The sequence below is a fragment of the Halalkaliarchaeum sp. AArc-CO genome (assembly GCF_024972735.1).
In the GTDB taxonomy this organism is placed as follows: domain Archaea; phylum Halobacteriota; class Halobacteria; order Halobacteriales; family Haloferacaceae; genus Halalkaliarchaeum.
The window spans coordinates 898,847-925,729 of the sequence record NZ_CP087723.1; the positions used below are offsets into that span (position 1 = coordinate 898,847).

The window sequence follows — 26,883 nt, forward strand, 5'->3', positions numbered from 1 at the left end:
CGGAGCAGACACCGGCGAGCGAACTGCCGCAGCCGGGAGGGACGGTCCCGGACGCCTCGCTGCAGTCTGCCGGATCGCCCGCTGGGAGCTCTCGACCGCGACGGGAGCGGTGGATCGACGGACCGTCGTGGTCGGCGTTCTGGCGATCCTTCTGGTCGGTGGAGTCGTCGGCGCTGCGGTACTTTCGGGGGTCGGCGGAGTGACCCCGGACGGTGACATCTACCGGGTCGCCGTCGACGAGGACGACCCGTACGCACCGGTTGTCGAGTCCGACGACAGGCTCGCGGTACGCCCGCCGGACGCGACCCTCGGGGTCGAGGCCGATGTCCACGTGGAGAGTCACGTTCCGTCGACCGACGAGGGGGCGGCAGACGACATCGCGGTCGACGGCTGGGTGAGCGTCACCGCCGTCGAGACTGAAAAGGGGGCGGCCGCCGCCCAGACGCTTCGTGCCGCCACCGAGTCGTACAACGACCGCCTGATGGCAGCCGAATCGAACCAGTCTGCGGCGTTCCCGGTCGACGTGACGCTCCGGTATGAACCGCGTGGCGGATTCGAACCTGCAGGCGACGATCCGACCGACGATTCGATCGACGATCCCGACGACGTGGCGACAGACCACGACGCCCTCGAGGGTGACGAGGAGCCGTCCGACGCCGAACGCGAGGGTGACGATCCCACGCTTCCAGCGGGTGACGCCGACGCCGACGACGGGGGGCTCGCAGTGCCCCAGCTCGGCGGCTCCGGCGGACTGTTCGGGGGCTCGACGGCCGGTTCACCCGCCGAAATCACTCCTCCGTTCCCCTTCTCGTCGTTGATCCTCGCGTTCCTGTTTCTGATCCCGATGAACTTCCTCGTCCAGGCGTACGGGAGTTCGATACTCGGCGAACGAGTGAACCGGCGCGGGGAGCTACTGCTGGTCGCGCCCGTAGAGCCGCTTTCCATCGTGGCGGGCAAGACGCTCCCGTATCTCGCCGGCGCGATCGGCGTCACTGCACTCATCGCGCTGTTCGTCGGTGGGGGGATCGTTTCGGTGCTCGCGATCGTCCCCGTCGCGCTCGCGTTCCTGGCTGCGACGTTCCTGGGGGCGCTTTTCGCCAGGTCGTTCAAGGAGCTCACGTTCGTCACCGTCACCGTCTCGGTGTTTTTCACGACGTACGTCTTCGTCCCGGCCATCTTCATCAACGTCACGCCGATCGCGCTGATCTCCCCGCTTTCGCTTGTCGTGCTCGACCTCCAGGGAGAGGCGGTCGGGGTCGGCGAGTACCTGTTCGCGACCGGCCCGCTGTATCTCGTCTCGGCGGTCTGCTTCTGGCTCGGGGCCGGCGTCTACCGCGAGGAGGACCTGTTCTCCCAGAAGCCGCTGCCGGCGAAGGCGCTCGACGCCCTCGCCGTCCGCGTGTCCGGGCCGCGGTCGGTGGCCCTCCTGACTGCCGTCTTCATCCCGTTCGTCTTCGTCGCCGAACTGCTCGCGGTGGCGGTGCTTTTCGCGCTTCCCATCGCCGTGTCGATTCCCCTGCTGCTTGTCGTAATCGCGCTGATCGAAGAGGTCGCAAAGAGCGTCCACGTGTACGCCGGCTTCGTCGACGACCGCCTGGAAGTGTCGGTTCCGTCGGCACTCGCGGTCGGGGCGGCCTCGGGGATCGGGTTCTTCCTGGCGGAGAAAGGCACCGTCGTGGTTCAGCTGGTGGGACTCCCCGAGCTCTCACTCGGCCGGGCGGCGTTCGGCCCCGCTGGTGTGGCCGGAACCGGGCAGCTCCCCTGGACGGTCCTGCTCGCGTTACTTCTGGCGCCGCTCGGGTTACACGTCGTCACCGCCGTCATCTCCGCGCTCGGAGCACACCGAAACCGACGGCTGTACGCGGTCGCACTCGCGATCGCGACGCTCGTTCACGCCGGATACAACTTCGGGGTGGTGACCTTCTATGCGTGACCGAGACTCCGGGACGGAGCCCTCGCCACGTCTGCGGATCGCCGGCCGGGAGCTTTCGGTGCTCCGCAGGGAGAAGACGATCGTGCTGGCGCTCGTGATCCAGCTTTTCATCGCGGCGTTCTCCTCGTTTCTGGTCGTCGGGCTGGTGTCGCTGTACGATCCCTCTAGCCTCGACGGCTACGAGGTCGAGGTGGCGGTTTCCGGCGAGACGGTCGACGAGCTCGTCGCCGCCGCCGATCGGGTCGACGGAGTCTCCGCGACGCGATACGACGACTGGGAGACGGCCCGAGGAACCTTCGACGCGGGGGCGGCAGACGCCGCCGTCAGGGGCGAACGCCGGGACGGGAGAATCGAGGTGACCGCCGTCGCCCCCGACGGCAGCGTCGAGTCGACGGTGGTCGTCGCCCAGCTGCAGCAGGCGCTTCGCGCGCTCGAACGCGACGAACGCGGGCGAAACGCCGCGTGGCTCGACAGCCGGCCGCTTCCGCTTCCGGAGCGACCGGGCGGCAGTCCATACTACGGGTTCACCTACACGGTGCTGGTGCCGATCCTGCTGTTCCTGCCGGTGTTTATCAGCGGCTCGCTGATCGTCGACTCAGTCACCGAGGAACTCGATCGGGGGACGCTCGAACTGCTTCGAGTCGCGCCGGTGACGACCGCAGAGATCGTCGACGGCAAGAGCCTCGCCGCCGTCGGGCTCGCGCCTGCACAGGCGGCGCTGTGGCTCCTGCTGCTCTGGCTGAACGGGGTTCCGGTCGCCAATCCCGGCACGCTTTTGCTCCTCGTTGCGGCGTTTGCGACGGCGGTGGTGACGATGGGGATCGCGATCGCGACCCTCGCGCCGCGTCGACGGGACGCACAGTTCCTCTACTCTGTTGGGGTCCTCGCGCTGTTTGCGGGGTCGACGCTGCTTCCCGGCAATCCGATCAACGCCGCCGCTCTGCTCGCGGTCGGCAGCGCGACGGCGACCACGACCGCTACAGTCGTTGTCTACGCGACCCTCGCGGCGGCGGGCTATCTCGCGGTGCGAACAGCGATCGCCCGGCACGGCTTCGAGTGATCGAACGTGCCGATCAATTCGCCTCGAACGCGCCGAGACTCGACTGTCGTTCCCGACGACTCCGTTCTGGGACGACCTCGTGACCCACCAGGTCGCGGAGATCGACGGCGTAGGTCGACGCCCCGCGGTCCAGCACGAGTAGCCGCCCTTTCGTCCCCCGGACGGTTCCCGTGAGCATCGTCTCGGCGACCGGACGTCGGTCGAGTTCCAGGCCGTAGTCGAACGCGAACGTCTCGTGGGGGTCGAACGCCGAACAGAGTTGGTTCCACGCCCCCAGGTCGACGTCGCGTCCCAGCCCCCGTCGCTTTCGAGCGACGCGGACGCTGTCGGTCACCGGAACCGGGAGATCGTCCCTGGCAGCGATCTCGGCTTCGATCTCTCGGGCGATCCGGCCGTCGGATACGGTCCGGACGTGAGCCGCCTGGTCGGCTCCCTGCTCTCGCAGGCGGGTCTCCAGCCGCCACAGGCGGGTGACCCCTACCTTGAACCGGTCGGGCGCGAACGCCGCCAGGTAGACCGCGTGCTCCTCGTGGCAGTCCATCTCGTCTTTCAGACACGTCCCGGTACACCGCGCACACACCCAGGTGTCGGCGTGGTCGCGACAGTAGGGCGCCTCCTCGGCGTCACAGGCGAGGTGCTCGCCGTCGTGAACGGTCCCAGCACACCGCCTGGCGCCCAGCGTGTACGACAGTTCCGCCCCCGGGGCGATCGAGTCGAACTCGACCTCGCTGCCGTCGCCGTCGCTGAAAAGCAGTCCGGCACCCCCTTCTCCCGCGTCCGTCGCGTAGCCGACGATCTGCACGCGATCGGGTTAGCAACGCCCGAATAAAAACGACGCGACGCAGAGTCGACGTGGGGCCCGAATCGTCGTCCGATCTAGCCGTCGTAGCCTTGCGCTTCGAGTGCTTCCTCCAGGGCAGCCAGTAGGAACTCGACGTTCCGTCGCTTCGCGGAGTACCCCATGCAGCCGATCCGCCAGATGTCGCCCTCGAGGGCACCCAGCCCGGACGCGATCTCGAGGTCGTGTTCCTCCAGAAGGTAGTCGATGACAGCGCCGTCGTCGACGCCGTCGGGCACCTCGACGGCGTTGAGGCTCGGGAGCCAGTACTCCTCTTCGGCGTGGAGCTCGAGGCCGAGATCTTCGAGGCCCGACTTGAGTACGCCGGCGATCTCGCGGTGACGCTCCCAGCGGTTCTCGATACCCTCCTCGGCGACGAGCCGGAGCGCTTCCCGGATGGAGTAGACGTTCGTGATCGGGGCGGTGTGGTGGTAGGCGCGCTCTTCGCCCCAGTAACCCTCCAGAAGCGAGAGGTCGAGATACCACGACCGGGAGGGTTCCTCGCGGCCGAGCACTTTCTCCATCGCCCGGTCGTTGAGCGTGAGCGGGCTCGCACCAGGCGGACACGAGAGACACTTCTGAGGCCCCGAGTACGCCACGTCGACGTCCCACTCGTCGACCCGGAGCTCGACGCCGCCAAGCGAGGTAACGGTGTCTGCGATCACGTACGCGTCGTGTTCGTGGGCGATGCTGGTGAGCTCCGGGACGTCGGGCTGGAGCACGCCGGTGCTGGTTTCGGCGTGGACGAATCCGAACACGTCCGGCTGGTGGGCGTCGAACGCCGCAGCGACGTCGTCGGGATCGAGCGGCTCGCCCCACGGGGCGTCGACCTCGACGACCTCCCCGCCGGCCCGTCGGGCCATCTCCGCCATCCGCCCCCCGAAGTAGCCGTTCGTCGGGACCAGAACCGTGTCGCCCGGCTCGACCATGTTTCCGATCGCCGTCTCCATCGACGCCGAACCCGTCCCGGACACCGGAATCGTCCACTGGTTGTCCGTCCGGAAGGTGTACCGGAGTAACTCCTGTACCTCGTTCATCATCTCGACGAACGAGGGATCGAGATGACCCACAAGCGGCGTACTCATCGCCCGCAGCACCCGCGGATGGACGTCGCTGGGACCCGGTCCCATCAGCGTCCGGTCCGGCGGGAGGAGCTCCCCGACCTCGGGCGGATCGTCGGACGCCCGGACCGCGTTCCCCGCTCTCTCGCGAGTCTCTGGACTAGTGGTGGCTTGGTCCATATTCGCATGATCACGAACGACGGGTATAAAATCGACGATCACCGCCGCCGGTTGCCGGCGGTCGGTTTCGGGCGGCAAACAGAAGGGCTCGTCAGTTTCCGACGTCCATCGCCCGTTCGACGACTCCCTCGCCGTACATCTCTGCGAGTTCTTCGTGCTGGTCGGGACGGCTCTCGTAGACGTCCTGGAACAGGCTGATCGGGACCATCAACGCCTGGTAGGTCGCCTCGTCCCACATCCGGTCACGTTCGACGTCGATTTCCACCCCGTCGATCCGCAGCGTCGCCGCCTGGGTCATCGCGATCGCGCCCCGGCCGGCCTCCTTGGCCGCCTCGAACTCCTCCATGGAGTCGACGATGTCGCCCATGCTCGGGACGTACGACACCAGGTCCAGCAACTCCTCGCGGACGCCCTCGGCGTCGAGTTCGAGCTGGTCGGTTCCGACGGTGAGCACGTAGCCGTCGTCGGCCTCCTCGAGTTCGATCCGATCGCCACGGTACACCTGAACACCCTCCTCGTCTTCCAGCTTCACTTCTCGATCGCCGGCTTCGATCAGCCAGTAGCCCTTCTCGGGGGGGAGCGGTCCCTTGTTCGCCTCGACGACCTGCGTAGGCGTGAGCGACCAGATGCCGAGCAGCCCCTTCGACTGGTTGTCGGTCATGCGCGCGTGGTAGCCCTCGATGTCACGGATGTCGTCGTACGGACCGTCGACCGAGATGAGCCCCGCCGCGCTCGCCGCGCTCGCGGTGTTGTGCCGAATCTCGTCCCAGGACGGCAGCGAGCCCGTCGGCGTGATCGCACGCATGTCCTTCGTGTAGTCGACCTCACCGATGACCAGCATGAACAGTCGCTGTAAATTGTTCGTTGGCTTGCCCATCTCGTCGCGGAGTTTCGTCATCGCCTGTTCTGCCGCCCCGCTTTCGACGATCACCGACATCGCGAGGCTCCCCTCCTCGAGCCCGTACTCGTGTTCGAGGATCGTGAAGAACTCGTCGGCCTTCTTCCAGTCGTCGATGTCGCCGACTTCCGGGATCACGAAGCCGTCGAGGTGATCGATCGCACCCTTCTCGGGGTCGGCGATCGTCAACATCTGCTGGAACCCCTCGTAACGCGTTTCGGGGTCGTCGCGGTGCCAGACCACCCGAGGGTGGATCTCGCCCGGGAACTCTGCGCCCCCCTCGGCGACGACTTCGGCGATGTTTTCGGCCCCCTCCCCGCGCATGGACGGGGCCGTGGCGTCTTCGTTGTCTGGCACCCACACGTCCGGGGCCTGCATTCCGCGCAGTCCGATCGCACCGCGCAGCTTTTTGGCGGAGTCTTCCTGTCCCTGTTCTGCGGTCGGGGTCGTGAAGAACGTCCGGACGAACGCCCGGTCGTGCAAACGTCTGTCGACTCTCATATATCCGATTAGCCGGTCCAACACCCCAGCGTTTCCCCTTCCGGTAGTGTTTGCGACGGTAACAGTTCACACTGTTTGCTCCGGGGGCGATGGTCTCCCGAGGTTCCCGCGCCGCGGAGGAAACGCCTATGTCGAACCGCTCGATGACCCGCCCGCTTTAAAACTCCGAACAGTTTCGCGTCCGTCGCCGGGGCTATTTTCATTTCGCTGGAACGCCCAGTGGGTATTTGCGGTCTGGTACACATAGACAGGACAGAATGTCCCGCCCCGGCCCCGAGGAACTGACCGACGCCGATCGGCGCGTGCTGAGCTTCCTGCACACCAACGGCGCGGAGTTTCCCGCGCTCATCGCGAGCAACACGGGGCTGTACGTGACACTCGCAGAGCGTCGCTGTGCCTTCCTCGAGGAGGCCGGCTACATCGAATCCGTCGACGAGGCCACGGTGTATCGACTGACGGAGCACGGCATCGACTATCTCGAGTCGAAGGGCGAAGGGTGGGACCGAACGTTCCCGGGAGCGGACAGTAACCGCGCCTCGGACTGACTGCTCCGCTTTCTGCCGAAGCTTCCGGGTGCGAGCAGCCGGCCCAGTCGTCGCTGGAACGTTGCCTACTCGTGACCGCTGACCGGCACCGGTTCGTATGGCTCTTCCAGATACTCAACGTCGCTTTTGCGCAGGTCGATCTCCAGCGCCTCGACGGCGTCCTCCAGGTGCTCGATCGACGTCGTCCCGACGATCGGCGCGTCGACGACGTCCTTGCTGAACAGCCACGCCAGCGCGATCTGGGCCATCTTCACGCCGTTCTCCGCGGCGAGTTCTTCGACCCGTTCGTTGATCTCCCGGCCGCCGCCCTCCCGGTACGGGTGTTCGTACATGTGCTCTTCGGCCTCCCCGCGCCGGGTCGCGTCGATCTCTTCGTGGGGTCGGGCCAGATATCCACGGGCGAGCGGTGACCAGGGGATCACGCCGATCCCCTCCCGCTCACACAGTGGCAGCATCTCGCGTTCCTCCTCGCGGTACACGAGGTTGTAGTGGTTCTGCATCGTGAGGAACCGGTCGAGACCGAGTCGATCACTCGCGTGGAGATATTCAGCAAACTCGTGGGCCCACATCGACGAGGCGCCCAGATACCGGACCTTCCCACGGCGGACCGCGTCGTCGAGCGCCCGTAGCGTCTCTGCCGGCGGCGTGTCGCCGTCCCGTCGGTGGATCTGGTAGAGGTCGACCGTCTCCATACCGAGGCGGTCCAGCGACGCCTCGAGTTCCTGCTCGATCGCCTTCCGGGAAAGGCCTCCCGAGTTCGGGTCGTCCTCGTCCATCTGGAAGTAGCCCTTCGTCGCGACGACGGCCTCCTCGCGGTGCCCCTCCAGTGCCTTCCCGAGCACACGCTCGGATTCGCCGTTCGAGTACATGTTCGCGGTGTCGAAGAAGTTCACCCCCAGTTCGAGTGCGCGTTCGACCAGTTCGATTCCCTCCGCTTCCTCGAGGACCCACTCGCGCCAGTTGGGGTCGCCGAAGCTCATACAGCCGAGACAGATCTTCGAGACGGTCATTCCGGTGTCTCCCAGCGTCGTGTACTCCATGGGCCTACAACCGTCCGGCTACTCAAAAAGGTGGCTCGAATCCGGCCCGACACCTGCCGATCTTTTAAGGGCTCGCCGGGGGTGTCGAAACCATGGATAGCCGTGACACACCGATTGGAAACCGGTCGATCTCGCTCTCCCGACGCGACCTCGTCTCGGCAATCCTCGCCGGCGGCCTCGCGGGCGGCGTCCTCTCGCCGGTGTCGGGATATCTCCGTGGCTTCGCTCCGCTGTCGGGCACCGTCTGGGGAGCCGCGGGGGACGATCGGATCCGGAGCCTGTCGTCGCCGTACGGGGCGGCGACGGTCCGGTTCGACGAGGAAGGTGTTCCTCACGTCGATGCCGGCTCGGAACCGGCCGCCTACTACGCTGTCGGGTACACGCAGGCCGCCGATCGGCTGTTCCAGTTGGACCTCCAGCGGCGGGTGATGCGCGGCCGACTGTCGGAGGTCGTCGGTCCCGACACGCTCGAATCCGACAAGTTCAACGTCCGGATGGGATACCTCGACGCGGCGCGGGCCAACTGGACACGACTTCGGGACGAGCCCGTCGGCGAGGCAGTCGCCGCCTTCGCCGACGGCGTCAACGCCCGGATCGACGACGGTCCGCTCCCGATGGAGTTCGGACTGCTGGATTACGAACCGGATCCGTGGACGCCAGTCGACACGATGCTGATGGAAAAGCAGATTTCCTGGGGGCTTACGGGCTCGTTCAGGACACTCCGGCTGGCGCTGCTCGAAGACCAGTTCGGTCCCGACGTCGTCGAAGAGCTGTACCCGTCTCGGATCCCCCACGACGCGCCGATCCTGCGGGCGGAGGGCGGTTCGTCTCCGGGCCGGACTGTCGTCTCCCGGAGCGCCGATGCAACTACCGTCGGGCGCTCCAGTGGTGCCCTCTCGGGACTCTCGATCGGGGAAGTCTCCCGTCTCTCGCGGTTCGAGTCGCCACCCGGAGTCGGCTCCAACTCCTGGGTCGTCTCCGGCGACCACACCGACTCGGGTCAGCCGATCGTCGCGAACGATCCCCACCTCGATCTGTCGGTGCCACCGCTGTGGTACGAACAGCACGTCGAAACGCCCGACGCGAGTGTTCGTGGCGTAACGTTCCCCGGGGTCCCGTTCGTGATCATCGGCGCCAACCACGCCGGGGCGTGGGGATTTACCAACGCCGGCGCTGACGTCATCGACTTTTATACGTACGAGGTCGACGACGACGGCGACCGGTACCGCTACCGCGGGGTGTGGCGGGAGTTCGACCGGAAGAGACGGCAGATTCCGGTCGACGGCGACCAGGACCGGACGATCGAAGTGAAGCGAACCGTTCACGGACCCATGATCGACCGCGAGGGGCGATCTGTCGCAGTCGCCTGGACGGGCCTGGCCGCGACCCGGACGACCATGGCCGTCTTCGAGTACGCCCGAAGCGACGGGCTCGAGGAGTTCCTCGAGGCCACTCGACGGTTCGATCTCCCGACGCAGTGTCTCGTCTACGCCGATCGGGACGGTCGGACCCTCTTTCAGGTCACCGGGAAGGTTCCGATCCGCCGGACAGACGGCGAACCGGTCCGGGGTGACCGGGTGTTCGACGGCTCCGCCGGCGAGGGCGAGTGGGACGGCTTCGAGCCGTACGGCCAGCCGACGTGGGACGGGTTCGTCCCTTTCGAGGAGATGCCCGCCGAGATCGATCCGCCCTACCTCGGCACCGCAAACCAGCGGGTGATCGACGACGACCGGTATCCCCACTACTTCGCGGCGTCGTACGCCGACGGCTACCGCGGCCGCCGCGTGTGGGACCTACTGGACGAACGCGTCGAGGGGGGTCCACCCGTGGACCGCGAGTTCCTCCGATCGATGCAGTTGGACGTCCGGGACTACCGGTTCGATGACGCCGACTTCCTGGTGCCGGCGCTGACCGACGCCGAAGCGCCGGACCGACTGGAAAACGTCGGGGAGACGCTGTTCGAGTGGGACGGGCGGATGGACCGCGACTCGCGGGGGGCACTGTTGTTCGCGGCGTGGGTCGACGCCTACCGCGAAGTCGTCTTCGAGCCCCTGTTTTCCGACCTGGACCTCGGGGAAGCGTACTACCCGGGCGACTGGACTCTTTTGAACGCCGGGCCGGAATCGACGCTCTTCGAGGAGCGGGAACGGGCGGAACTCGCGCGGTCGGCGATGGAGCGCGCACTCGAGGGGATCGACGGCGACAGTCCCCGGTTCGAGGGTGCCGACCGCTACGGCGAGGCGACCCACACGGGGGTCATGACACACCCGTTCGGGATCGACGCGCTCGGGTACCCCAGCCACGAGACCGACGGCTCGCCCCGGACCCTGATGAACTTCAGGCCCGGGAGGCCTGCCGGCAGCAGCTGGCGGATGATCTGCGAGCCGGGCGGTGACTGCGAGGCGATCCTCCCGGGCGGCAATTCGGGGAACTACTTTTCACCCCACTACGACGACCAGCTCCGCCGGTGGGCCGACGGGGAGTACAAGCCAATGAATCGGGAGCTGCAGGGGACGCTGCGGTTCCGGTTTATAAGCGACGCCGGCGGGGGCGACGACGAATGACTCAACGCGAGCGGCGGATCCTGCGTTGGCTGCTGTGGATCACAGCAGCGGTGGCCGGCGTCGGGCTCGCGAGCGTCCACTGGATCGGGATCGTGATCGGCGGGGCGTTCGTCGGGCTGCTCGCGAGAACGGTCCCGCGGGGGGTGCTGGCGGGCGCAACGTTCGGGGCGGTGGTCTGGCTGGTCTTCGCCGGGACGATGGCCGTCGACGGGGCGTTGGGGCGGTTCCTTGCGACAGGAGGGTTCGTTGCGCTCAGCGCCGGGGTCGCGGTCGGATTGGGGGCGTTCGGCGGGCTGGCCCGTGGACTACGCTGACGGGTACGGAAGCTCGGGCCGTCGCTTCCTCGTCGCGCGTCGGTACGGAAAAATCAGGATGCGGCCTGGCCCGCCTTCTTGCGGGTGATGTAGCCGGCGATCCGGTTGCGGACGCCCTTCGACTCGACGTTGGTGAGCTGGTCGACGCTGTCTTTGTTCGTCTCGAAGTCGGTGTTGAAGGCGTTCGGATACGTCTCGAGCAGTCGATTCCCGAGCTGTTTGATGTACTTGGGTTTGATGGCCATGTCCCAGGATACCCGGGAGAACCACTAAAAGCGTTCGTTCCACGACGGACAGCAGATCTCGTGGACCGCAGCGTCGACGAGGTTCGACACCGGATCAGTAGAACGGCAGGTTCTCCCGGTCGGCAGGTTTGGCGACGACCTCGAGCACGCGCAAGTCGTAGAAATCTCGGCTGTTCGCAGAACGGATCAAAAAGATCGTATCGGCCCCGCTGCCGGTGCCGGCGATCGAGAGCACGGGACGGTCGACGTTGACGAGCCCGGCATCACACGCCATGAGAACACATTCGACTGCAACCTTGCTCCCCTGTCCGAAGAGCCGGAGCACGTTCGCGATGACACTCTGTACCGCGTGGCCGTCCCGTTTCGCGACAGCAGCGCCGACGTTGCTGAATACCATTGGGCCGACAAATATCTCTCCCCCGGCCGATTCGATCGCTTCCACGTGCTCGTCGTGGAGTTCCTGTTCGTTCGGCTCGCGGTAGCCAGTCGAATGCCCCACGACCGCGAGGTTCCGATCGGCCGCGTCGAACACGTCCGCGGCCATCGCTCCCGTTTCGCCCGTCGTCGAGGCGACGACGACGTCGTCGATTCCGTGTTCGACGGCGTACTCCTTGGCCGCCTCGAGGACCTGTTCGGTCCCCATGTCGTCAGTACGTATCATCGAGTTTAAACAACAACTGCAGGAGAGGTAATAATACCGATCGTCGGCGCACATTCCGAAGAACTCGATCGTCGACTCAGTTCTCGAAAAACTCCGCAGCCGCCCCGCGAAGCCGATCCGAGACCGCGGGCACCTCGCGGTCGTCGACGGGACCGTCGCGTTCGATCTCCGCGATCGACTTCGGAAACGTCCGCAACTCCTTGTGGATCGCGATCCCCGCGTTCGCCCCCTCGCCCATCGCGACCGGAACCTGGTTGTGGCCGGGCGTGACGTCCCCGACCGCGTAGACGCCGTCGACGCTGGTCCGGCCGTGGTCGTCGACGGCCACCGCGCCGTCGTCGGTCCGGTCGAGGCCGAGCTGGTCGAGGAGCTCGTTCCGGTAGTTCGAACCGTACATCGGGAACCCGCCCCTGTATTCGCGGAACGTCCCGTCTTCGAACTCGAACCCCGCGAGCCAGCCGTCCTCGCGCTTCTCGAGTCCGACCACGTCCTCCCGGATCACGTCGACTGGATGCGCCTCGAGCTGCCTGTCGGTCTCTTCGCTCCACTCGGGATCGTCGCCGCGGGTGAGCAGGTCGACCTCGTCGGTGTAGTTGAGCATGATCATCGCGACGTGGGCGGCCGCCTCGCCGGTTCCCATCACGTACACCGGCTCGTCGACGAACATGTACGCGTCACAGTGCAGACAGTAGTGTAGCCCTCGGCCGGTTCTGGGAAGCGGCGGCTCCGGACGTTCGTCGCTGAATCCCACGGCGATCACCACCCGATCGGCCGTGTAGGTCACGTTGCCGGTTTCGAGCCGGAACCCGCCGTTATCGGGTTCGATCGACTCGACGTACTTCCGGTGATAGTCGGCGCCGTACTCCTGAATCTGCTCGCGTGCCGTCGCCAGGAGCTCGTTGCCGGACGTCTCCTCGGGAACGCCGATCACATTGTGCGTCTCGAGCATCATCGCCGCGCGACCGCCACCGCGGTCGAGCACGACAGTGTCGTGACCCAGCCGGGTCGTGTACAGCGCGGTCGACAGTCCCGCCGGGCCGCCCCCGACGACAGCGACCTCGTACTGCTCGTCGACGTCGTGTTCCTCGCGACCGTCCGTCCGATCGCTGACTCCATCGCCCTCCGTCGGTTCCATAGGTCAGTTAGTCGTCGGAGGGGGATAATTCCACAGATTCGCCCGCGTCGGTCCGTTGTCGCCGTCACTCCGGTCGGACGACCCCGTAGCAGTTGCCACTGGAGAGTTCGAACGACACAATCCGGAGCGGGCTCGCCTCGAGGTCGGCGCGGAACTCCTCGGGATCGTAGATGTGATAGAACCGCGGCACCGTCTCGCCGTCGGGTAGCGTCCAGTCGACGGTGGTGTCGAACCCCGTTTCTCGGTCGAACCGGTCGTGGGAAGTGCTCCAGGCGCTCACGAGCGCGGTTCCGTCCCCCGAAAGCACTCGAGCGAGCTCCGCGAGGCTACGGATCCGCCGATCGCGTGGCGACAGGTGATGCAGCGTCGCGACGTACACGCCGACGTCGACGGTCCCGTCGGCGATCGGAAGGCGCCCGGCGTCGCCCTGGAGGAACGTCGACGCCCCGTCGAATCCCCGGTCGGTCGCCCGCTCGTGCGCCTCCTCGAGCAGCCCCCGACTCACGTCGATCCCCACCGCGAGATCGACGTAGTCGGCGAGCGGTTCGGTGTGTCGTCCGTTTCCACAGCCGACGTCGAGTCCGATCTTCCGACCGGTGTCGTCCGCCGAGCCGACCCCGCCGGTTTCTCCGCCGGCGTGTTCCTCCAGAAACGCCGTTACCTCCGGCCACGGATACTCCCGGGTCGACGAGAAGTGCGAGGCGATCCGATCGTACGTCTCCTGCAGCGAGCGCTCGGACATCGGTCAGAAGACGACCACCGCGAAAATCAGGTAGCCGGCCACGAGAAGCACGACCGCGTGTTTCGCGCCGCTTTGAATCGTTCCCTCGCCGAGCTGTCCGGCGATCAGCCCCGAAAACACCGCCTGGATCATCGTGGCGTGAAACAGCAGTTCCTCGTAGGCGCCCACGTCGACTTGGGTGATCGTGTCGACGAATCCGACGGTCGCCCCCGCGGTCGCCTCGGGGAGATCGGGATCGAACTGGGCCCCCTCGACGGCGGGGACGAACGCGACAGTGAGCGCGACAACGATCCCCAGGAAAACGAGAAACGAGATGTAAATGACGATGAGGTAGGTCAACATCACTTGTCTGCGCTCCCGACGGAGACGACGGGTCGCGCGGGCCTCGTCGGCGGCGATCGTCAAGACGGGGGCGACGTCGCCGCTCGCGTGGACCGCATTCGTGATCAACGCGACCGCCCGAGAGACCATCGGCGAGTTAACCCGATCTTCGAGCCGGTACAGGGCGGTTTCGACGTCGGCCCCCCACTGGATGTCCCGCCAGGTGCGCTGCAGTTCCGCGGTGAGTTCATCGAGATCTGATTCCGAGACGCGCTGGAGACTCCGGACCACGCTCATCCCGGCGTCGTTGACGCTGGCGAATCGGTCGAGGAAATCCGGAACCGCTCGTTCGATCGCCCGTCGCTTCCGGGCTTTCAGTTCGTAGACTGCGGCGTACGCTCCCAGCGCAAACACCGTCGCCTCCACGAGGGCCCGATCGGTCGCGGACAGCACCGAGACGGGATCGGTGACCGGCGTCGGTTCCGCAGTCGCAAGCACCCACAGCACCCCCAAGGGAGCCGTCAGGATGAACGTCGCCGAGGGCATCCGGTAGGCGGTCTCGAGCGGATGTTTCACTCGCTCGAGCAGCCGAGAGTACCGGTCGTAGGCTGCGAGCCGTTCGAGAGCGTCCGTTTGTGTTGGCGCGGCGGTTCCGCCGTCGGATCGCACGTTTGGAGACGTCTCGACGTTCGGGATCCGGGCGATCGCGTCCGCTCCGGACACGTCGACGGCCTGCCGACGTGCGACGTCCAGCCGGCGTCGATCGGGGGCGTCCGCACCGCCTGGAGGCTGTAGCGACTCGGTGGCGTTGCCGACGTACGCGATGAATGCGACGCTCCCCAGCGGGACGCCGAGATACACGACGAGCCGCAGGATCGGCAGCGTGTCGCTCAACACGAGTCCGACTACGACCAGGATCGTCACCAGAAACAGCGGCCCGGCCACGAGCGTCGTCACGTACGCCTCGGCGAACGTCGACAGCAGTTCGAGATACTGTTCCTGCTGGGCTTTCGCCTCCTCCTGAAACCGCTCGTACTGGTCCGCGAGATACGTCGAGAGGCTCTGACCCGATTCGAGGATCGACGCGAGGTTCTCCGCGAACTCCGCCATGTTCTCGCTGGGGGTCCGTCGGGCCGTATCGCGGAGGGCAGTCAACGCGTCGGTACTGAACGTCTCCATCTCGCGAACCGCGACGGACAGTTCCCGTGCGGCCTCGCCGTACACCCGTTCGTTCCTGGCGAGCGTTGCGAGAACGATCGGAAACGCCATCCCGGACCGCGACAGCGCGTACACGAACGCGACGGTGCGGGGTAGCGTCACGTCGATTCGTTTCCCCCGCGCGTCCGCTAGCTGTTCGAGGAGCTTCCACCGAAGGTAGTAGGTCCCTACCGCGAGGACGGTCCCGACCGTCGCCCCGGAGAACGCCAAAAGGAGGAACAGCTCGCCTACCCCGACTGCAGAGAGGCGCGCGATCGGCGACAGAAACGTCAGGGCGGGCGGTAGCGCCGCACTGAGCGCCTCTTCGGAGATCGCGAGTTCCGAGAGGACGTAGCCGGCCAGATACACCCCGAGAACGCTCCCGGAGGCGGCGAGGACGGCGCTGTACAGCAGCGTTTTCGAGGCGTACACGCGGTGTGTTTCCCCGGCGTGAGCGGCCCGGAGCCGGCCGCGTTGTCGTTCGGTTTCTGCACCGGCGTCGGCGACGTACTCCCCGAACGCCGAAAGCGCGAGGCGGGTGACCAGGAGGTCGAGCCGCCGGTCGAACCGGGAAACTACGAGGGCGACGGGGAACGCGAGCACCACCGCAAGGGGGAGGAGATACCACATCAGCCGACCTCGGCGCCGGCGGTCACCTCGTCGCCGGCCGCCTCTATCTCGGCTTCGAGCCGTCGCATCGTCCGTTCGGGATCCGCGTAATATTCGTTTACGAGCGCCGTAAAGCGTCGGTAGCCGGTGACGCCGAGCTCTTGGAGCCGCCGGAGGAACGTCTCGCGTCGTCGAAGCTCCGAGAGCAGTTCGGACCGATTCCACGCCCGTTCGGCCTGAATCTCCGAAAGCAGCGAGGAATCGTTTCTGGAGAAGGTGTCCGATTCGGGGTTCCAGTCGAACGCCGAAGCGTAATCCAGCTCCCCGGTTCGCTGGTCGACACCGCGTATCTCCCCGACGATCTTCGCTCGACGGAGGCGCTCGTCGTCGAACCTGACCAGCCGCTGGACGACGACCATGTCCAGCGACTGCACCATCGCCCGGGGGACGTTGATCGGCTCGTTCTCCAGCCGGTTTATCACGGTTCGAATCGAGTCGGCGTGGATCGTCGAGAACGTCGTGTGGCCGGTGTTCATCGCCTGAAACAGGGTCACGGCCTCCTCCCCGCGGACCTCGCCGACGATGATGTACTCCGGGCGATGCCGGAGTGCAGACCGGAGCAGGTCGTACATGTCGAGGTCGGCTCCCTCCTGGAGCCGTTCGCGGGTGACAGACGAGAGCCAGTTGTCGTGATACAGCGACAGCTCCCGGGTGTCCTCGATCGTCAGCACCTTCGACCGCGGCGGAACGAACATCGAGACGGCGTTCATCGAGGTGGTCTTCCCCGAGGCGGTGCCACCGGCGAAGATCAGCGACTTGTTGTGTTCGATACACAGCCAGAAGTACGCCATCTGCTCGACGTTGTACGTCCCGTAGTTCACGAGGTCGATCGGCGTGAACGGCTCCTCGGCGTACTGCCGGATCGTGAACGCCGACCCCCGGGGGGTGACCTCCTCGCCGTACGCCAGCTCCGCTCGCGAGCCGTCCGGCAGCGTCGTCTCGACGATCGGCTCCCCGACGCTTATGTGCTTGCCGGACTGCTGGGCGAGCCTGACGACGTAGTTGTCCAGCTCCCTGCGGGGAAACGAGACGTTCGTTTCGATGTCGGTGTACTCCGCGTGGTAGACGAAGATCGGGAGACCGTACCCGTCACAGGAGATGTCCTCGATCCGGGGATCGTTCAACAGTGGATCGACCTTCCCGAACCCCTGAAAGTCGCGGAGCAGGTAGTACACGAGGCTGTGAAACGTCGCCATGTCGGGCTCCAGACCGTACTGTTCGAGGAGCGACTCCAGTTCGGCCTCCAGCGTCGATTCGTCGACCGGGTCGACGTCATCCCGGAACAACAGCGGATCCCGGATGTCTTCGACGACGCGGCCGAGCAGCGTCCGTTGGAATTCGTCGAGATCTGGCTCGACGGCGTGGTACCGGTGTTCGTTTTCGGTCTCGTCGTAGGTGATGACGACGTAGGCGTACGGGGCGTTCACCCAGTAGCGGTCGACTTCCCGTTCACCCGGGGGCGGAGTAAACGTCGCTAGCGTGCCGTCAGTGGACGGACGGAACGGTCGCACGTCCAGGTCCGTGCCCCGAAACAGCTCCCAGACGTGTTTCACGCGTCGCGTTAGTCCATCGATCCCCCCGGAAGAGCGCTCGCCTGACATTTCGGTTGGATGTGACAACGGGAGGAGGGGACTTAAAAAGTCGCGTGTCTCGATCCTCCGGATTCGCGGTCCGGTTTCCGTGTCACGGGTTTTTTCATTCGGCTGGAACACGCGTCGAACTATATTCGTACGGGCGGTTAACGTTCGGTAGCGCCGACCGCGTCGGTCGACCCACGAGCATGAACCCGAGATCTATCGCCACCGACGAAAGACCACTCGTCGTGACCTGGGAGTGTACGCGAGTAGGGGAGCTCGGCATCGCGAACTGCCGGGGAGACGCGGCCGACGAGCCACATCCCGAGGAACTAACGACCGAAGAGGCAACACAGCTGCTGGAGCGACTCCGGGAGTTCGGGGAGGGGTTGCTCGTCGTCTTTTCCGGCGGGAATCCGCTCGAACGGGACGACATCTTCGAGCTGATCGAATACGGAAGCGAGATCGGGCTCACTGTCGCACTCGACGCCTCCACGTCGGGCAGGCTCTCCCGGGACTGCCTCGAGCGCCTCTCGGACGCCGGGCTCTATCGTCTCGCCGTCGGACTCGAGGGCGCAACGGCCGAGGTACACGACGAAATCCGCGGCTCGAAGGGGAGCTTCGAGGCGGCCCTCGGCACACTCGAGGCCGCACGCGAGGTGGGTTTGCCGACGGGGATAAACACCGTCGTGAGTCGCGAGACGTTCGAGGATCTGCCGGCGATTCGCGACAGGATCGAGGAGCTGGGTATCGTTTTGTGGAACCTGTTTTTCGTGATCCCCGCCGACGATTGCAGGCTCGAGAGTGTCGACCCCTCGGCTGCGGACGCGATCATGCGCTGGCTCCACGAGGCGTCGAACGTCTCCTCGTTCGACGTTCGGACGATCGAGGCCCCCCAGTACCGTCGGGTCGCCATCCAGCGCGGGGAGGTCGTCACTGGGGTCCGCGACCAGTTCGGAACCTACGCCGGGGACGGGATCGTCCACGTCGATCACGTGGGTAACGTCCAGCCCTCGGAGTTCTTCCGGAAACCCGTGGACAACGTTCGAGAGCGTTCGATCGTGGAGACGTACCGTGAGGCTCCCCTGTTCCGGAAGCTCAGGGACCGGAGCAACCTCGAAGGCCGGTGTGGGGCCTGTCCGTATCGGGATATCTGTGGGGGGAGTCGAGCGCGCGCGTACGCGGAAACCGGGAACCCGTTCGCGACCGACAAACTCTGTCCGTTCGAGCCGCCGGGGTTCGGAGAGAACTAGTCGCCGCAACCGCGGAACCGCCCGGGTTTGCTACCTGATCTCGACGTGTTCCGATTCCTCGTTGAGCGCGAGGTTCGCCGCGATCTCGGCGTTGCGCATCGCGTACTGGGCGGTCTGCTGGAGGCTCACCAGTACCTCCCGGACGTGGAGCAACTCCTGGTTGGACAGTTCGGGAAGGTCGTCGAGGATTTCTCGCTCGCGGTCGGCGAGCCCCCGAAACAGTTCCCGACACTCGATCGTGAGATCGTAGTCGCGTTCCACGACCGACCGGACGGCGAGGCGCGTGAGATCGTCGACGCCGTCCGTGAACTCGCGGATCTGTCGCATCGTCCCGCTGTCGATGTCGAGAGTGTGTCCGTCGATCTCCAGTACGATGTCGGCGATGTCCTCCGCGTTGTCCGCGGTGAGTTCGAGGTTCTTCGCGACCGAACGGTAGCCGATCAGGGGGAACCCCGAGTCCAGCCCCACCGCACGACAGAGGTTGGGGTTCTGGTAGGCGGTGAAGATCAGACGCAACATGAGCACGAAGATCTTGTTCGCCTGTCGCTCGCGATTGAGCGCGCGCTGTGCGAGGTCCGGATTGCCGTGTGCAAGCGCCTTCACCGCCTCGCCGCGCATCGTCGAGCCGGTGTTTTCCAGGCGCTCGAGGAGGTTGTCCAGGGTGAAGTCCTCGGGATCGACCGAACACCTGATGGCGATGCTTTCGGGAGTTTCCTCGATGACGCCGAGCCCCATCAGCTGGGTTTCGGCCTTGTATACGGCGTTGATGTGGTCGCTTTCGAGTGCCCCCTCCGATTGGCGGACGTGGATCACCCGCCGGCCGAGTACGTACTGGGCGACGATCGCCCGCTCTAGCGCGTCCGCGTCGAGTGCGTCAGCGTGAATCGTCGCCTCCGACTCCTCGGTGCTCGTCGACTGTGGCAGCACTGTCAACGTTCCCTTGCCGCCGATCCGGATCGACACCTCGTCCCCCTTGTCGACGCCGTGTTCCTTGGTCCACTCTGCCGGCAGGGTCATCGCGAGCGTCGATGGACCGAGCCGTTGCACCTTCCTCGTTTCCATGTTCGCCGTAGGCTACATACGTCCTTAATCTTGTCTGTATGTTCATTAATGACGATGTTCCGTATAGAAAGGTATCCCCCCGAGCGGAGGAATATAAAAGGTAATGTGTAGAGTTTGATCGGTATATGTGCACGACCGGTCTTATCGAGGGGTCCGTTGCGATCTTCCTCGAGCGCACTCAGACTATTTTCATCATTCGCGTCTCGTAGGCGCCCACGCGAACCCGGATCCACCCGCGGAGCGACGCGTCGAGTTCGGGGTCGTCGGTGTCGACCCGGAGTACACGCAGGTCATCGAGCTTCCGGCGGGAAGCGACGACCTCGAGGTCGCTTTGCCGGATCACCGCGGGCGATAGCTGTGGATTGCCACGGCCGAGGACGAACCCCTGGCCGCCGATCGGGGTGACGACCACGACGTTCCGCTCTCCGAGGCAGTCCAGGATCTCGTCTTCGGTGGCGTCGCGGGCGAGCACCTCGCCGTCCCGCCAGACGTCGACCCCCAGCGGCGATCCCTCGAAGCCCAGCTCCTCTTTGATCGCTCCCAGGGTCGATCCCGGTCCGAGCACGTAGGTGACGCCCTCTCTGACGTCGGCGGCGAACCCTTCCGCGAGCGACTCGACGGTACCGCCGCCGAGCTGTTTCGACGACTGGAGGTCCTCGGCGACCGGGACGCGGGCGATCGCCCGCAGCTCCGGGTTCACCTCGCCCTCGCGGTACTCGTCTTCGTCGATGTCCATCACCTCCCGGCGTTCTGTGCGCTCGAAGGAGACTGCGACCGCGGCGGCATCCTCCGGGGAGACCGCAAACACCGAGGAGTACACTTTCACGCCCGCCGGAACGCCCAGCATCGGCGTGTCGGTCCCCTCGAGGGCTTCGGCGACGTCGGCGGCGGTGCCGTCGCCACCGACGAACAACACCAGATCCACGCCCCCTTTTAGAAACGCCTCGACCGCCCGTCGAGTATCCTCGGCGGAGGTTTCCGACTGGGCGTACGCGTCGTCTGCCGCCGGTGTGTCGCCGAACGCGACTGACGGTTCAGCTACCACGTCGGGATCGAGGCCCGCCTCTCGAACGAGGGACTCGCCCATCGGGTCCGCGACGGTCGACACCCGGACGTCGGGATCGAGTTGGGCGAGCCGTGACAGCGCGCGGCGCGCCCGGTTCGGCGCCCGTGGCTCTGCGCCCCGGTCGCGCGCCTCCTGTACCTTTCCATCGGTGCCTTTCAGTCCGACCCGACCGCCCATCCCCGCGATTGGGTTTACGACGACGCCGACGTGCATCTCAGTCGGTCAGCCGCCAGCGCGGGTCGTTCCCGTCGTCCTCGAGTGTCCCTGTGACTCGTTCGACGACACCGCGCCGCTCCATCTCCGCGAGCACCTCGTCGAGCCGGTCCGGCTGAGCGATCTCCATCTCGATCCGGTCGACTTCGTGATACGCCGAGAGGTAGTGTCTGATCGCCTCCCGATCGAAGGTGTCCTCCTCGGCTTTCTCCATCACGCCGGAGATGAGGTCGATCATATCCTCGATGAAGTTCCACGGGTAGACGATCCAGGTCCACTCCTCGAGCTGCTCGCCGACGAAATCCGGCTCGAACTCGCTGGTCTGAAGCAGCTGGAGGGTCGCGGTTTTGACCTCACCGGGGTTGCGCTCGTTGACGTACTCGTGGGCGCGTTTTATCGACCCGCCGGTGTCGGCGATGTCGTCGATGATGAGCACGTCCTTCCCTTCGACGCTTCCCTCGGGCATGGGATACCGGACCTGCGGTTCGTCGGCCTTCTCGGCGGTGCCGACGTAGTGTTCCATCTTGAGGCTGGCGAGGTCGTCCAGCCCGAGAAAGTCACACAGACACCGACCCGCGAACCACCCGCCACGCGCGAGCGCGACGATGACGTCCGGCTCGAACTGGTCCTCCGTGACCTGTTCAGAGACGCTCCGACAGAGCCCGTAGATGTACTCCCAGTTGGTGACGGTGCAGCTGAACTCCTCCGGGAGGTCGCTCATACGCACGAGAATGGACCGGGCGCGCACATAAGGGTTGTCAGAGCGGATCATTTCCCCCAGAAGGGGTCCCGGCTCCGCTGTTTGTCGAGGTAGCCCTGCAGCGCTTCCAGTTCGTCGGCCGGGATCTCGTCTGCGAGCTCCTGTTCGAGGATCTTCGCGTGTTTCTCCGGCAGCTCCGTCCACAGCTCGTCGCCCTCCTCGATCTGCCGGCCGACGGTCGGACCGTCGATCGCGACGCTGACCCTGGTGCCCGCTCGGGCCTCGGAGATGTCTTCGCCCTGTTCTTGAATCCCCGAGAGCTGCCCCACCCGCCTGGGCTCGTTGTTCTCGAAGGCGACGACGTGGCGGTTGTTCTGGAGCGTCCCCGTGAGCACTTCGACGCCGACTACCGCGGGATCGGACTGCCGGAATACGTGATCCTCGAGGATTCGGAACCGGCATGGCCGAACGATCTTCTCGAGAATCGTCTCCTGCTGGGCCCGTTCGCGCTTTGCGACGAACGCCTCGTAATCCTCGACGAGCTGATAGATGACGTCGTCGACGAACACCTCCACGTCGGACTCCTCGAGTTCGTCTTCGGCGTTCCCGAGGACGTCGACGTTGAAGCCGAGGATCGCCCGGTAGGTCGCCTCGTTTGCGGTGCCGGCGACCGCGACGTCCCGGGGTGCGACGTCGCCGACCTCCGCCCGGAGGATCGGGATCTCTGCCTCGCGGAGCGCGTCGGCCATCGCCTCGAGGCTCCCCAGTGTGTCGGCCTTGACGACGACCCCGTCCTCCTCGGTTTCGACCTCGAGTTCCGCAAGCTCCGCGCGCACCTCCCCGATGACTTCCTCGACGGGGCGGTTCCGGACGACCATGACGGGCGCACCTGCCATGGCGTCATCGAGCTCCGGCGCGGCGATCTTCACGCCGGCGGCCGCCTCGACGGAGTCGACGCGTTCGAATCGGTTTTCGGTGCGGATCTCCGCCAGTGGCCGTGGCTGCAACAGCGCCCGGATCTCGGTGACGATCGGCTCGTCCATCCCGCCGACGACGATCGTATCGCCCTCTCGGATCACTCCGTCGTAGACGACGACGTCGATGGTCGCTCCGAAGCCGCGCTCCTCTTTCACTTCGAGCACTGTTCCGACGCCGGCGCCCGAGACGTCGACTTCCATCTCCCCGCGCATGTAGCGCTGGGAGAGGCCCATGAGCACTGCGAGCAGGTCTGACACTCCCTCGCCGGTCATCGCCGACACCGGAACGACGCCGATGTTGCGCTGGAACTCCTGGACGCGCCAGTACAGGTCCGCCGAGAAGCCGGCCGACGAGAGATCCCCGATGATGTCGTACAGTCCCTCGTCGAGCGTCGACCGGACGCGGTCGGACTGGGAGTCGTAGCTCGCCTTGATCGGCGCGCCCTCTCTGGGGTTCCATCCCGGGATCGTGTCCACCTTGTTCGCGGCGACGACGAACGGCGTTCCCGTCCGCTGGATGATGTCGATCGCCTCCTCGGTCTGGGGCTGGAAGCCGTCGTTCACATCGACGACGAGGATCGCGATGTCGGCCAGCGCTCCCCCGCGTGCCCGCAGCGTCGAAAACGAGTGGTGCCCCGGCGTGTCGATGAACAGAAGCCCCGGCAGATCGAAGTCGTCCGGGTCGACGAGTTCGCCGGCCATCGAGGAGATCGTCTCCAGTGGAACCGCCGTCGCACCGATGTGCTGGGTGATCGCCCCCGACTCCCCTTCGCTTACGGCCGAGCCGCGTATCTTGTCGAGCAAGCTGGTCTTCCCGTGGTCGACGTGGCCGAGGACGGCGACGATGGGCGTCCGCAGCCTGGCCGCGTCCTCCGTCCCGGCGTCAGTGGATGTGTCGTTCGACATGGGTCCCCCGAAAACTCCTTGGTCGATACAGTCGGGGACGGGAGTTAAGCCTTTCAGAACTGTCCTCTCTGTCTCCTCTCGGTCTCCTGTCTCACCTATCTCCGTCGGACGGCCGGCGCGCGACCGTCGGACGCCCCGTGGCGTTTATATCGTTCCAGTCTGTCGTTGGAAGCATGGCAGACATACTCGCTGAGAACCTCTCGGGGAAAGCCGTCATGGGGACCGACGGCACCGAGTTGGGAGACCTGTACAACATCACGATGGACCTGAAGTCCGGGCGCCTCGAACATCTCCTCGTGTCGCCCCACGAGCAGCTCGACGTCCGGCAGGTGTCGTTCGACACCGACGATCGGGGACGTCTACGGGTCCCGGTCTCTGCAGTGCAGGCGGTCAAAGACTACATCGTCGTTCAACGGTAGATGCACGTTCTCGACACGTCCGCGTTCATCCACGAGTATCACACCGACGAGCAGACGGCATCGATCCCGCTCGTCCAGGAGGAGCTCGAGGGCGAACACGCCTTCAGGTTCGACGCGATGGAGGGTGCGGGAATGCACATCCACATCCCGGCGGAAGGAACCGTCGAGAAGGTCTCGCGGGCCGCACGCGAGACCGGCGACGCCGACGAGCTGTCGGAGACCGACACCCGCCTGCTCGCGACCGCCTTCGAGCTCGACGGAACGCTGGTCACGGACGACTACGCGATGCAAAACGTCGCCGAGAAGCTCGGAATCGCCGTCCACGTGATCGCACGCGACGGGATCACCGAACAGCGCGACTGGCTGTTTCAGTGCGCCGGCTGCGGGCGAGAGTTCGACGACAACCACGACCGGTGTCCGATTTGCGGGAGCGATCTCACTCGGAAGAATCCGGCCTGATCCGCCGGCGTTCCCTCCGTCCCTGTTTTCCGCGTCGAGTTCTGTTACGGCCAGTTTCCGGCCTGATCGTAGGCGTTCGCGACCCGCTGGATCGCCACGACGTAGGCGGCCGATCTGAGGTTCGGCAACTCGAGTGTTTCGTAGGTTTCGATCAGGTCGTCGAACGCGTCACAGATGATCCGTTCGAGCTCCTCGTTGACCCGCTGTTCGGTCCAGTAGAACCGCTGTCGGTTTTGAACCCACTCGAAGTACGACACCGTCACACCGCCGGCGTTCGCGAAGATGTCCGGCAGCACGTACACGTCCCGATCTTCGAGCACTTCGTCGGCGTCCGGCGTCAGCGGGCCGTTTGCGGCCTCCGCGACGACGTCGGCCTGTAGTTCCCGCGCGAGGTCGGCGTCGACGGCGTTTTCCAGCGCCGCCGGAACCAGCAGGTCGACGTCTAGCGCGAGCAACTCTTCGTTCGTCAATTCCTCGGTAGCTTCGGGATGGCCGACGACGCTCCCGTTTTCGCTTTTGAATGCCTTCACTTCCCGGGCGTCGAACCCGTCCGGATTGTAGATCCCCCCCGAGGAGTCGGACATCGCGACGATCTTCGCCCCGAGGTCGTCGAGCAGGTATGCCGTCACGGAACCGGCGTTTCCGTACCCCTGGACGGCGACCGTCGCCCCCTCGATCTCCCGATCGAGGTAGTCGAACATCTCCCGGGCGGCGAGCATCGTCGACCGGCCGGTCGCCTCGACGCGACCTTCCGATCCGCCGGAATCCAGCGCCTTCCCGGTGATCACGCCGGGAGCGGTCGTGTTCTCGAGCTTCTCGTAGGTGTCTTTGATCCAGTTCATCTCTCGCTGTCCGGTGTTTACGTCCGGTGCGGGAATGTCGGCGTCCTCGCCGATGAGGGGTCGAAGTTCCAACGCGAACGACCGGGTGATCCGTTCGAGCTCCTGTTCGCTGTAGTCGCTCGGATCGATCGGGATCCCGCCCTTTCCGCCGCCGTAGGGGATGTCGACGACCGCACACTTGTACACCATCCACCCCGACAGCGCCTTCACCTCGTCCATGTCGACGTCCGGGTGGTACCTGATACCGCCCTTGTACGGCCCCCGGTCGCCGTTGAACTGCGACCGGTAGGCGCGTACTGTCTCGAGGGACCCGTCGTCGCGCTCGATGGTGAGGTTGGTCTCCAGTACCCGTTCGGGGTTTTTGAGCCGTTCGATCACCCCCGGATCGACGTCGAGATGTGCCGCAGCGTCGTCGATCTGCTCTTGGAGACTCTCGAACGGATTGGCCTGGTCAGACATATCTCACGGACTACTGTGTTAGCTGTTAACTGTACCGATTGCCCGAGTTACTGCGCGTTTTTCGAATCCGAACCGAACCCGATTCCGGCACCCCGGGCGCGTTCTCGTATGCGTTCGGCCCTGAGGATCAGCGGTCGATCGATCATCTCACCGTCGACTTCGAAGACCCCCCGCCCGTCCCGGTCGGCACGTTCGCGCGCTTCCAACACGCGGCGGGCCCACGCTAGTTCCGACTCGTCGGGCGTGTACGCTCCGTTGATGACGTCTACCTGTGCGGGATGGATCGCGAGCTTCCCGTCGTAGCCGAGCTGGCGGGCGAACGCCACCTCCTCGCGCAGTCCGTCTTCGTCCTCGAAGTCGGTGTACACGGTGTCGATCGCGTCGATCCCGCCGGCTGACGCCGCCAGAACGACGTGCTGGCGGGCGTACAACACTTCCTGGCCCGCTTTTGTCCGGGTGGCGCCGACGTCGGCGGCGAGATCCTCCGCGCCGAAGATCAACGCCTCGATTCCGTCGACGTTCGCGATTCCCTCGGCTGCGAGCACGCCGGCGGCCGTCTCGACCAGTGCGAGCACTGGCACGTCGAATCCGCGTGCGCGTGCCAGCTCGACACGGTGCATTGCGGTTTTTTTCGAGTCGACCTTCGGCACCACCAGCGCATCCAGGCGAAGCCCCTCCTCGTGGTTTTCTCGATCGCGTTTCGGATCGTCGACGTCGCCGAGCAGGGCGTCGAGATCCGCGGCCGGTTCCGCCGCAGTGAGCCGAACGCACACCTCCGCGTCGGGGTCGAATGCTTCGTCGGTCAGGATCTCGCGCACTGCCGTGCGCGCTTCGTCCTTGCGGTCGGGGACGACGGCGTCCTCGAGGTCGAACACGACGGTGTCTGCACCCGTTTCGGGGGCTTTCCGCATGAGATCCGGCCGGTCACCGGGCGAAAAGAGTACGCTTCGTCTGACCATACGCTGCGGTTGCTCGTCGCGGTGAAAAACCCCCACGCTCGGTTCGCCCCGCAGTATCGAGGGCATACTCACTTCCATTCGGCGGCCGTA

General features: G+C 65.7%; 24 protein-coding genes. 8 read left to right on the forward strand and 16 right to left on the reverse strand.

Translation table 11 applies throughout. The features are described 5' to 3' along the window. The first annotated feature begins 73 nt into the window (after positions 1-73). Together AArcCO_RS05125 and AArcCO_RS05130 are read left to right on the forward strand one after the other, a co-directional pair. Positions 74-1,933, forward strand: a complete 1,860-nt coding sequence (locus AArcCO_RS05125) for an ABC transporter permease (RefSeq protein ID WP_259536528.1) — start codon at positions 74-76, stop codon at positions 1,931-1,933. Further along, the gene (locus tag AArcCO_RS05130; protein ID WP_259535358.1) at positions 1,926-2,993 is read left to right on the forward strand and encodes an ABC transporter permease; all 1,068 of its coding nucleotides are present in this window, start codon (positions 1,926-1,928) and stop codon (positions 2,991-2,993) included. The genes AArcCO_RS05125 and AArcCO_RS05130 overlap by 8 nt, the downstream gene beginning before the upstream one ends. A 13-nt stretch (positions 2,994-3,006) precedes the next feature. On the opposite strand, the gene AArcCO_RS05135 is transcribed toward AArcCO_RS05130, so the two are convergent. The 3 genes from AArcCO_RS05135 to aceB all read right to left on the reverse strand — a co-directional run bounded on the left by AArcCO_RS05135 (position 3,007) and on the right by aceB (position 6,471). Next, positions 3,007-3,795 (reverse strand): DUF2797 domain-containing protein, encoded by a 789-nt coding sequence (locus AArcCO_RS05135; RefSeq protein WP_259535359.1) that lies wholly within the window; start codon positions 3,793-3,795, stop codon positions 3,007-3,009. Positions 3,796-3,869: 74 nt separating this feature from the next. Then, positions 3,870-4,961 (reverse strand): pyridoxal-phosphate-dependent aminotransferase family protein, encoded by a 1,092-nt coding sequence (locus AArcCO_RS05140; protein WP_259536529.1) that lies wholly within the window; start codon positions 4,959-4,961, stop codon positions 3,870-3,872. A gap of 202 nt (positions 4,962-5,163) precedes the next feature. Beyond that, positions 5,164-6,471 (reverse strand): malate synthase AceB, encoded by a 1,308-nt coding sequence (gene aceB, locus AArcCO_RS05145; RefSeq protein ID WP_259535360.1) that lies wholly within the window; start codon positions 6,469-6,471, stop codon positions 5,164-5,166. Positions 6,472-6,728: 257 nt separating this feature from the next. Between aceB and AArcCO_RS05150 the strand changes: the two genes are divergently transcribed. After that, positions 6,729-7,016, forward strand: coding sequence for a winged helix-turn-helix domain-containing protein (locus tag AArcCO_RS05150; RefSeq protein ID WP_259535361.1), 288 nt, complete (start codon positions 6,729-6,731; stop codon positions 7,014-7,016). A 65-nt stretch (positions 7,017-7,081) separates the two neighbouring features. On the opposite strand, the gene AArcCO_RS05155 is transcribed toward AArcCO_RS05150, so the two are convergent. Next, the gene (locus tag AArcCO_RS05155) at positions 7,082-8,056 is read right to left on the reverse strand and encodes an aldo/keto reductase (protein WP_259535362.1); all 975 of its coding nucleotides are present in this window, start codon (positions 8,054-8,056) and stop codon (positions 7,082-7,084) included. A gap of 92 nt (positions 8,057-8,148) precedes the next feature. Here AArcCO_RS05155 and AArcCO_RS05160 point away from each other — a divergent pair, with 92 nt between their 5' ends. Together AArcCO_RS05160 and AArcCO_RS05165 are read left to right on the forward strand one after the other, a co-directional pair. Further along, positions 8,149-10,620 (forward strand): penicillin acylase family protein, encoded by a 2,472-nt coding sequence (locus tag AArcCO_RS05160; RefSeq protein ID WP_259535363.1) that lies wholly within the window; start codon positions 8,149-8,151, stop codon positions 10,618-10,620. Then, the gene (locus AArcCO_RS05165) at positions 10,617-10,934 is read left to right on the forward strand and encodes a hypothetical protein (protein ID WP_259535364.1); all 318 of its coding nucleotides are present in this window, start codon (positions 10,617-10,619) and stop codon (positions 10,932-10,934) included. The genes AArcCO_RS05160 and AArcCO_RS05165 overlap by 4 nt, the downstream gene beginning before the upstream one ends. A 53-nt stretch (positions 10,935-10,987) precedes the next feature. On the opposite strand, the gene AArcCO_RS05170 is transcribed toward AArcCO_RS05165, so the two are convergent. From AArcCO_RS05170 to AArcCO_RS05195, 6 genes are all read right to left on the reverse strand, one after another. Continuing rightward, entirely contained in the window at positions 10,988-11,179 is a 192-nt protein-coding gene (locus AArcCO_RS05170; RefSeq protein WP_259535365.1) for a 30S ribosomal protein S17e, read from the reverse strand. Between the two features lie 94 nt (positions 11,180-11,273). Next, positions 11,274-11,840, reverse strand: a complete 567-nt coding sequence (locus AArcCO_RS05175) for a pyruvate kinase alpha/beta domain-containing protein (RefSeq protein WP_259535366.1) — start codon at positions 11,838-11,840, stop codon at positions 11,274-11,276. A 76-nt stretch (positions 11,841-11,916) separates the two neighbouring features. Continuing rightward, positions 11,917-12,975, reverse strand: coding sequence for an NAD(P)/FAD-dependent oxidoreductase (locus tag AArcCO_RS05180; RefSeq protein ID WP_259535367.1), 1,059 nt, complete (start codon positions 12,973-12,975; stop codon positions 11,917-11,919). A gap of 64 nt (positions 12,976-13,039) precedes the next feature. Then, a complete protein-coding gene (locus AArcCO_RS05185; protein WP_259535368.1) occupies positions 13,040-13,717 on the reverse strand; it encodes a class I SAM-dependent methyltransferase in 678 nt (225 codons plus the stop codon). Between the two features lie 3 nt (positions 13,718-13,720). Beyond that, a complete protein-coding gene (locus tag AArcCO_RS05190; RefSeq protein WP_259535369.1) occupies positions 13,721-15,865 on the reverse strand; it encodes a type II secretion system F family protein in 2,145 nt (714 codons plus the stop codon). Further along, positions 15,865-17,505, reverse strand: a complete 1,641-nt coding sequence (locus AArcCO_RS05195; RefSeq protein WP_259535370.1) for a type II/IV secretion system ATPase subunit — start codon at positions 17,503-17,505, stop codon at positions 15,865-15,867. Before AArcCO_RS05195 ends, AArcCO_RS05190 begins: the two co-directional genes overlap by 1 nt. A gap of 179 nt (positions 17,506-17,684) precedes the next feature. Here AArcCO_RS05195 and AArcCO_RS05200 point away from each other — a divergent pair, with 179 nt between their 5' ends. After that, positions 17,685-18,731 (forward strand): radical SAM protein, encoded by a 1,047-nt coding sequence (locus AArcCO_RS05200; protein WP_259535371.1) that lies wholly within the window; start codon positions 17,685-17,687, stop codon positions 18,729-18,731. Between the two features lie 30 nt (positions 18,732-18,761). On the opposite strand, the gene AArcCO_RS05205 is transcribed toward AArcCO_RS05200, so the two are convergent. From AArcCO_RS05205 to infB, 4 genes are all read right to left on the reverse strand, one after another. Beyond that, entirely contained in the window at positions 18,762-19,793 is a 1,032-nt protein-coding gene (locus AArcCO_RS05205; protein WP_259535372.1) for a phosphate signaling complex PhoU family protein, read from the reverse strand. Between the two features lie 178 nt (positions 19,794-19,971). Further along, on the reverse strand, positions 19,972-21,072 hold the full coding sequence (locus tag AArcCO_RS05210) for an ATP-NAD kinase family protein (RefSeq protein WP_259535373.1): 1,101 nt from the start codon (positions 21,070-21,072) through the stop codon (positions 19,972-19,974). A gap of 1 nt (position 21,073) precedes the next feature. Further along, entirely contained in the window at positions 21,074-21,793 is a 720-nt protein-coding gene (locus tag AArcCO_RS05215) for a phosphoribosyltransferase (protein WP_259535374.1), read from the reverse strand. Positions 21,794-21,840: 47 nt separating this feature from the next. Continuing rightward, entirely contained in the window at positions 21,841-23,655 is a 1,815-nt protein-coding gene (infB, locus tag AArcCO_RS05220) for a translation initiation factor IF-2 (RefSeq protein ID WP_259535375.1), read from the reverse strand. Positions 23,656-23,828: 173 nt separating this feature from the next. Here infB and AArcCO_RS05225 point away from each other — a divergent pair, with 173 nt between their 5' ends. Together AArcCO_RS05225 and AArcCO_RS05230 are read left to right on the forward strand one after the other, a co-directional pair. Continuing rightward, a complete protein-coding gene (locus AArcCO_RS05225; protein WP_259535376.1) occupies positions 23,829-24,074 on the forward strand; it encodes a PRC-barrel domain-containing protein in 246 nt (81 codons plus the stop codon). Then, complete coding sequence (locus tag AArcCO_RS05230) at positions 24,075-24,533, forward strand: NOB1 family endonuclease (protein WP_259535377.1); 459 nt, start codon at positions 24,075-24,077, stop codon at positions 24,531-24,533. A gap of 44 nt (positions 24,534-24,577) precedes the next feature. On the opposite strand, the gene AArcCO_RS05235 is transcribed toward AArcCO_RS05230, so the two are convergent. Further along, positions 24,578-25,834, reverse strand: coding sequence for a Glu/Leu/Phe/Val family dehydrogenase (locus AArcCO_RS05235; RefSeq protein ID WP_259535378.1), 1,257 nt, complete (start codon positions 25,832-25,834; stop codon positions 24,578-24,580). 47 nt (positions 25,835-25,881) lie between these two features. Further along, entirely contained in the window at positions 25,882-26,793 is a 912-nt protein-coding gene (locus tag AArcCO_RS05240) for an HpcH/HpaI aldolase/citrate lyase family protein (RefSeq protein WP_259535379.1), read from the reverse strand. Between the last annotated feature and the right edge of the window lie 90 nt (positions 26,794-26,883).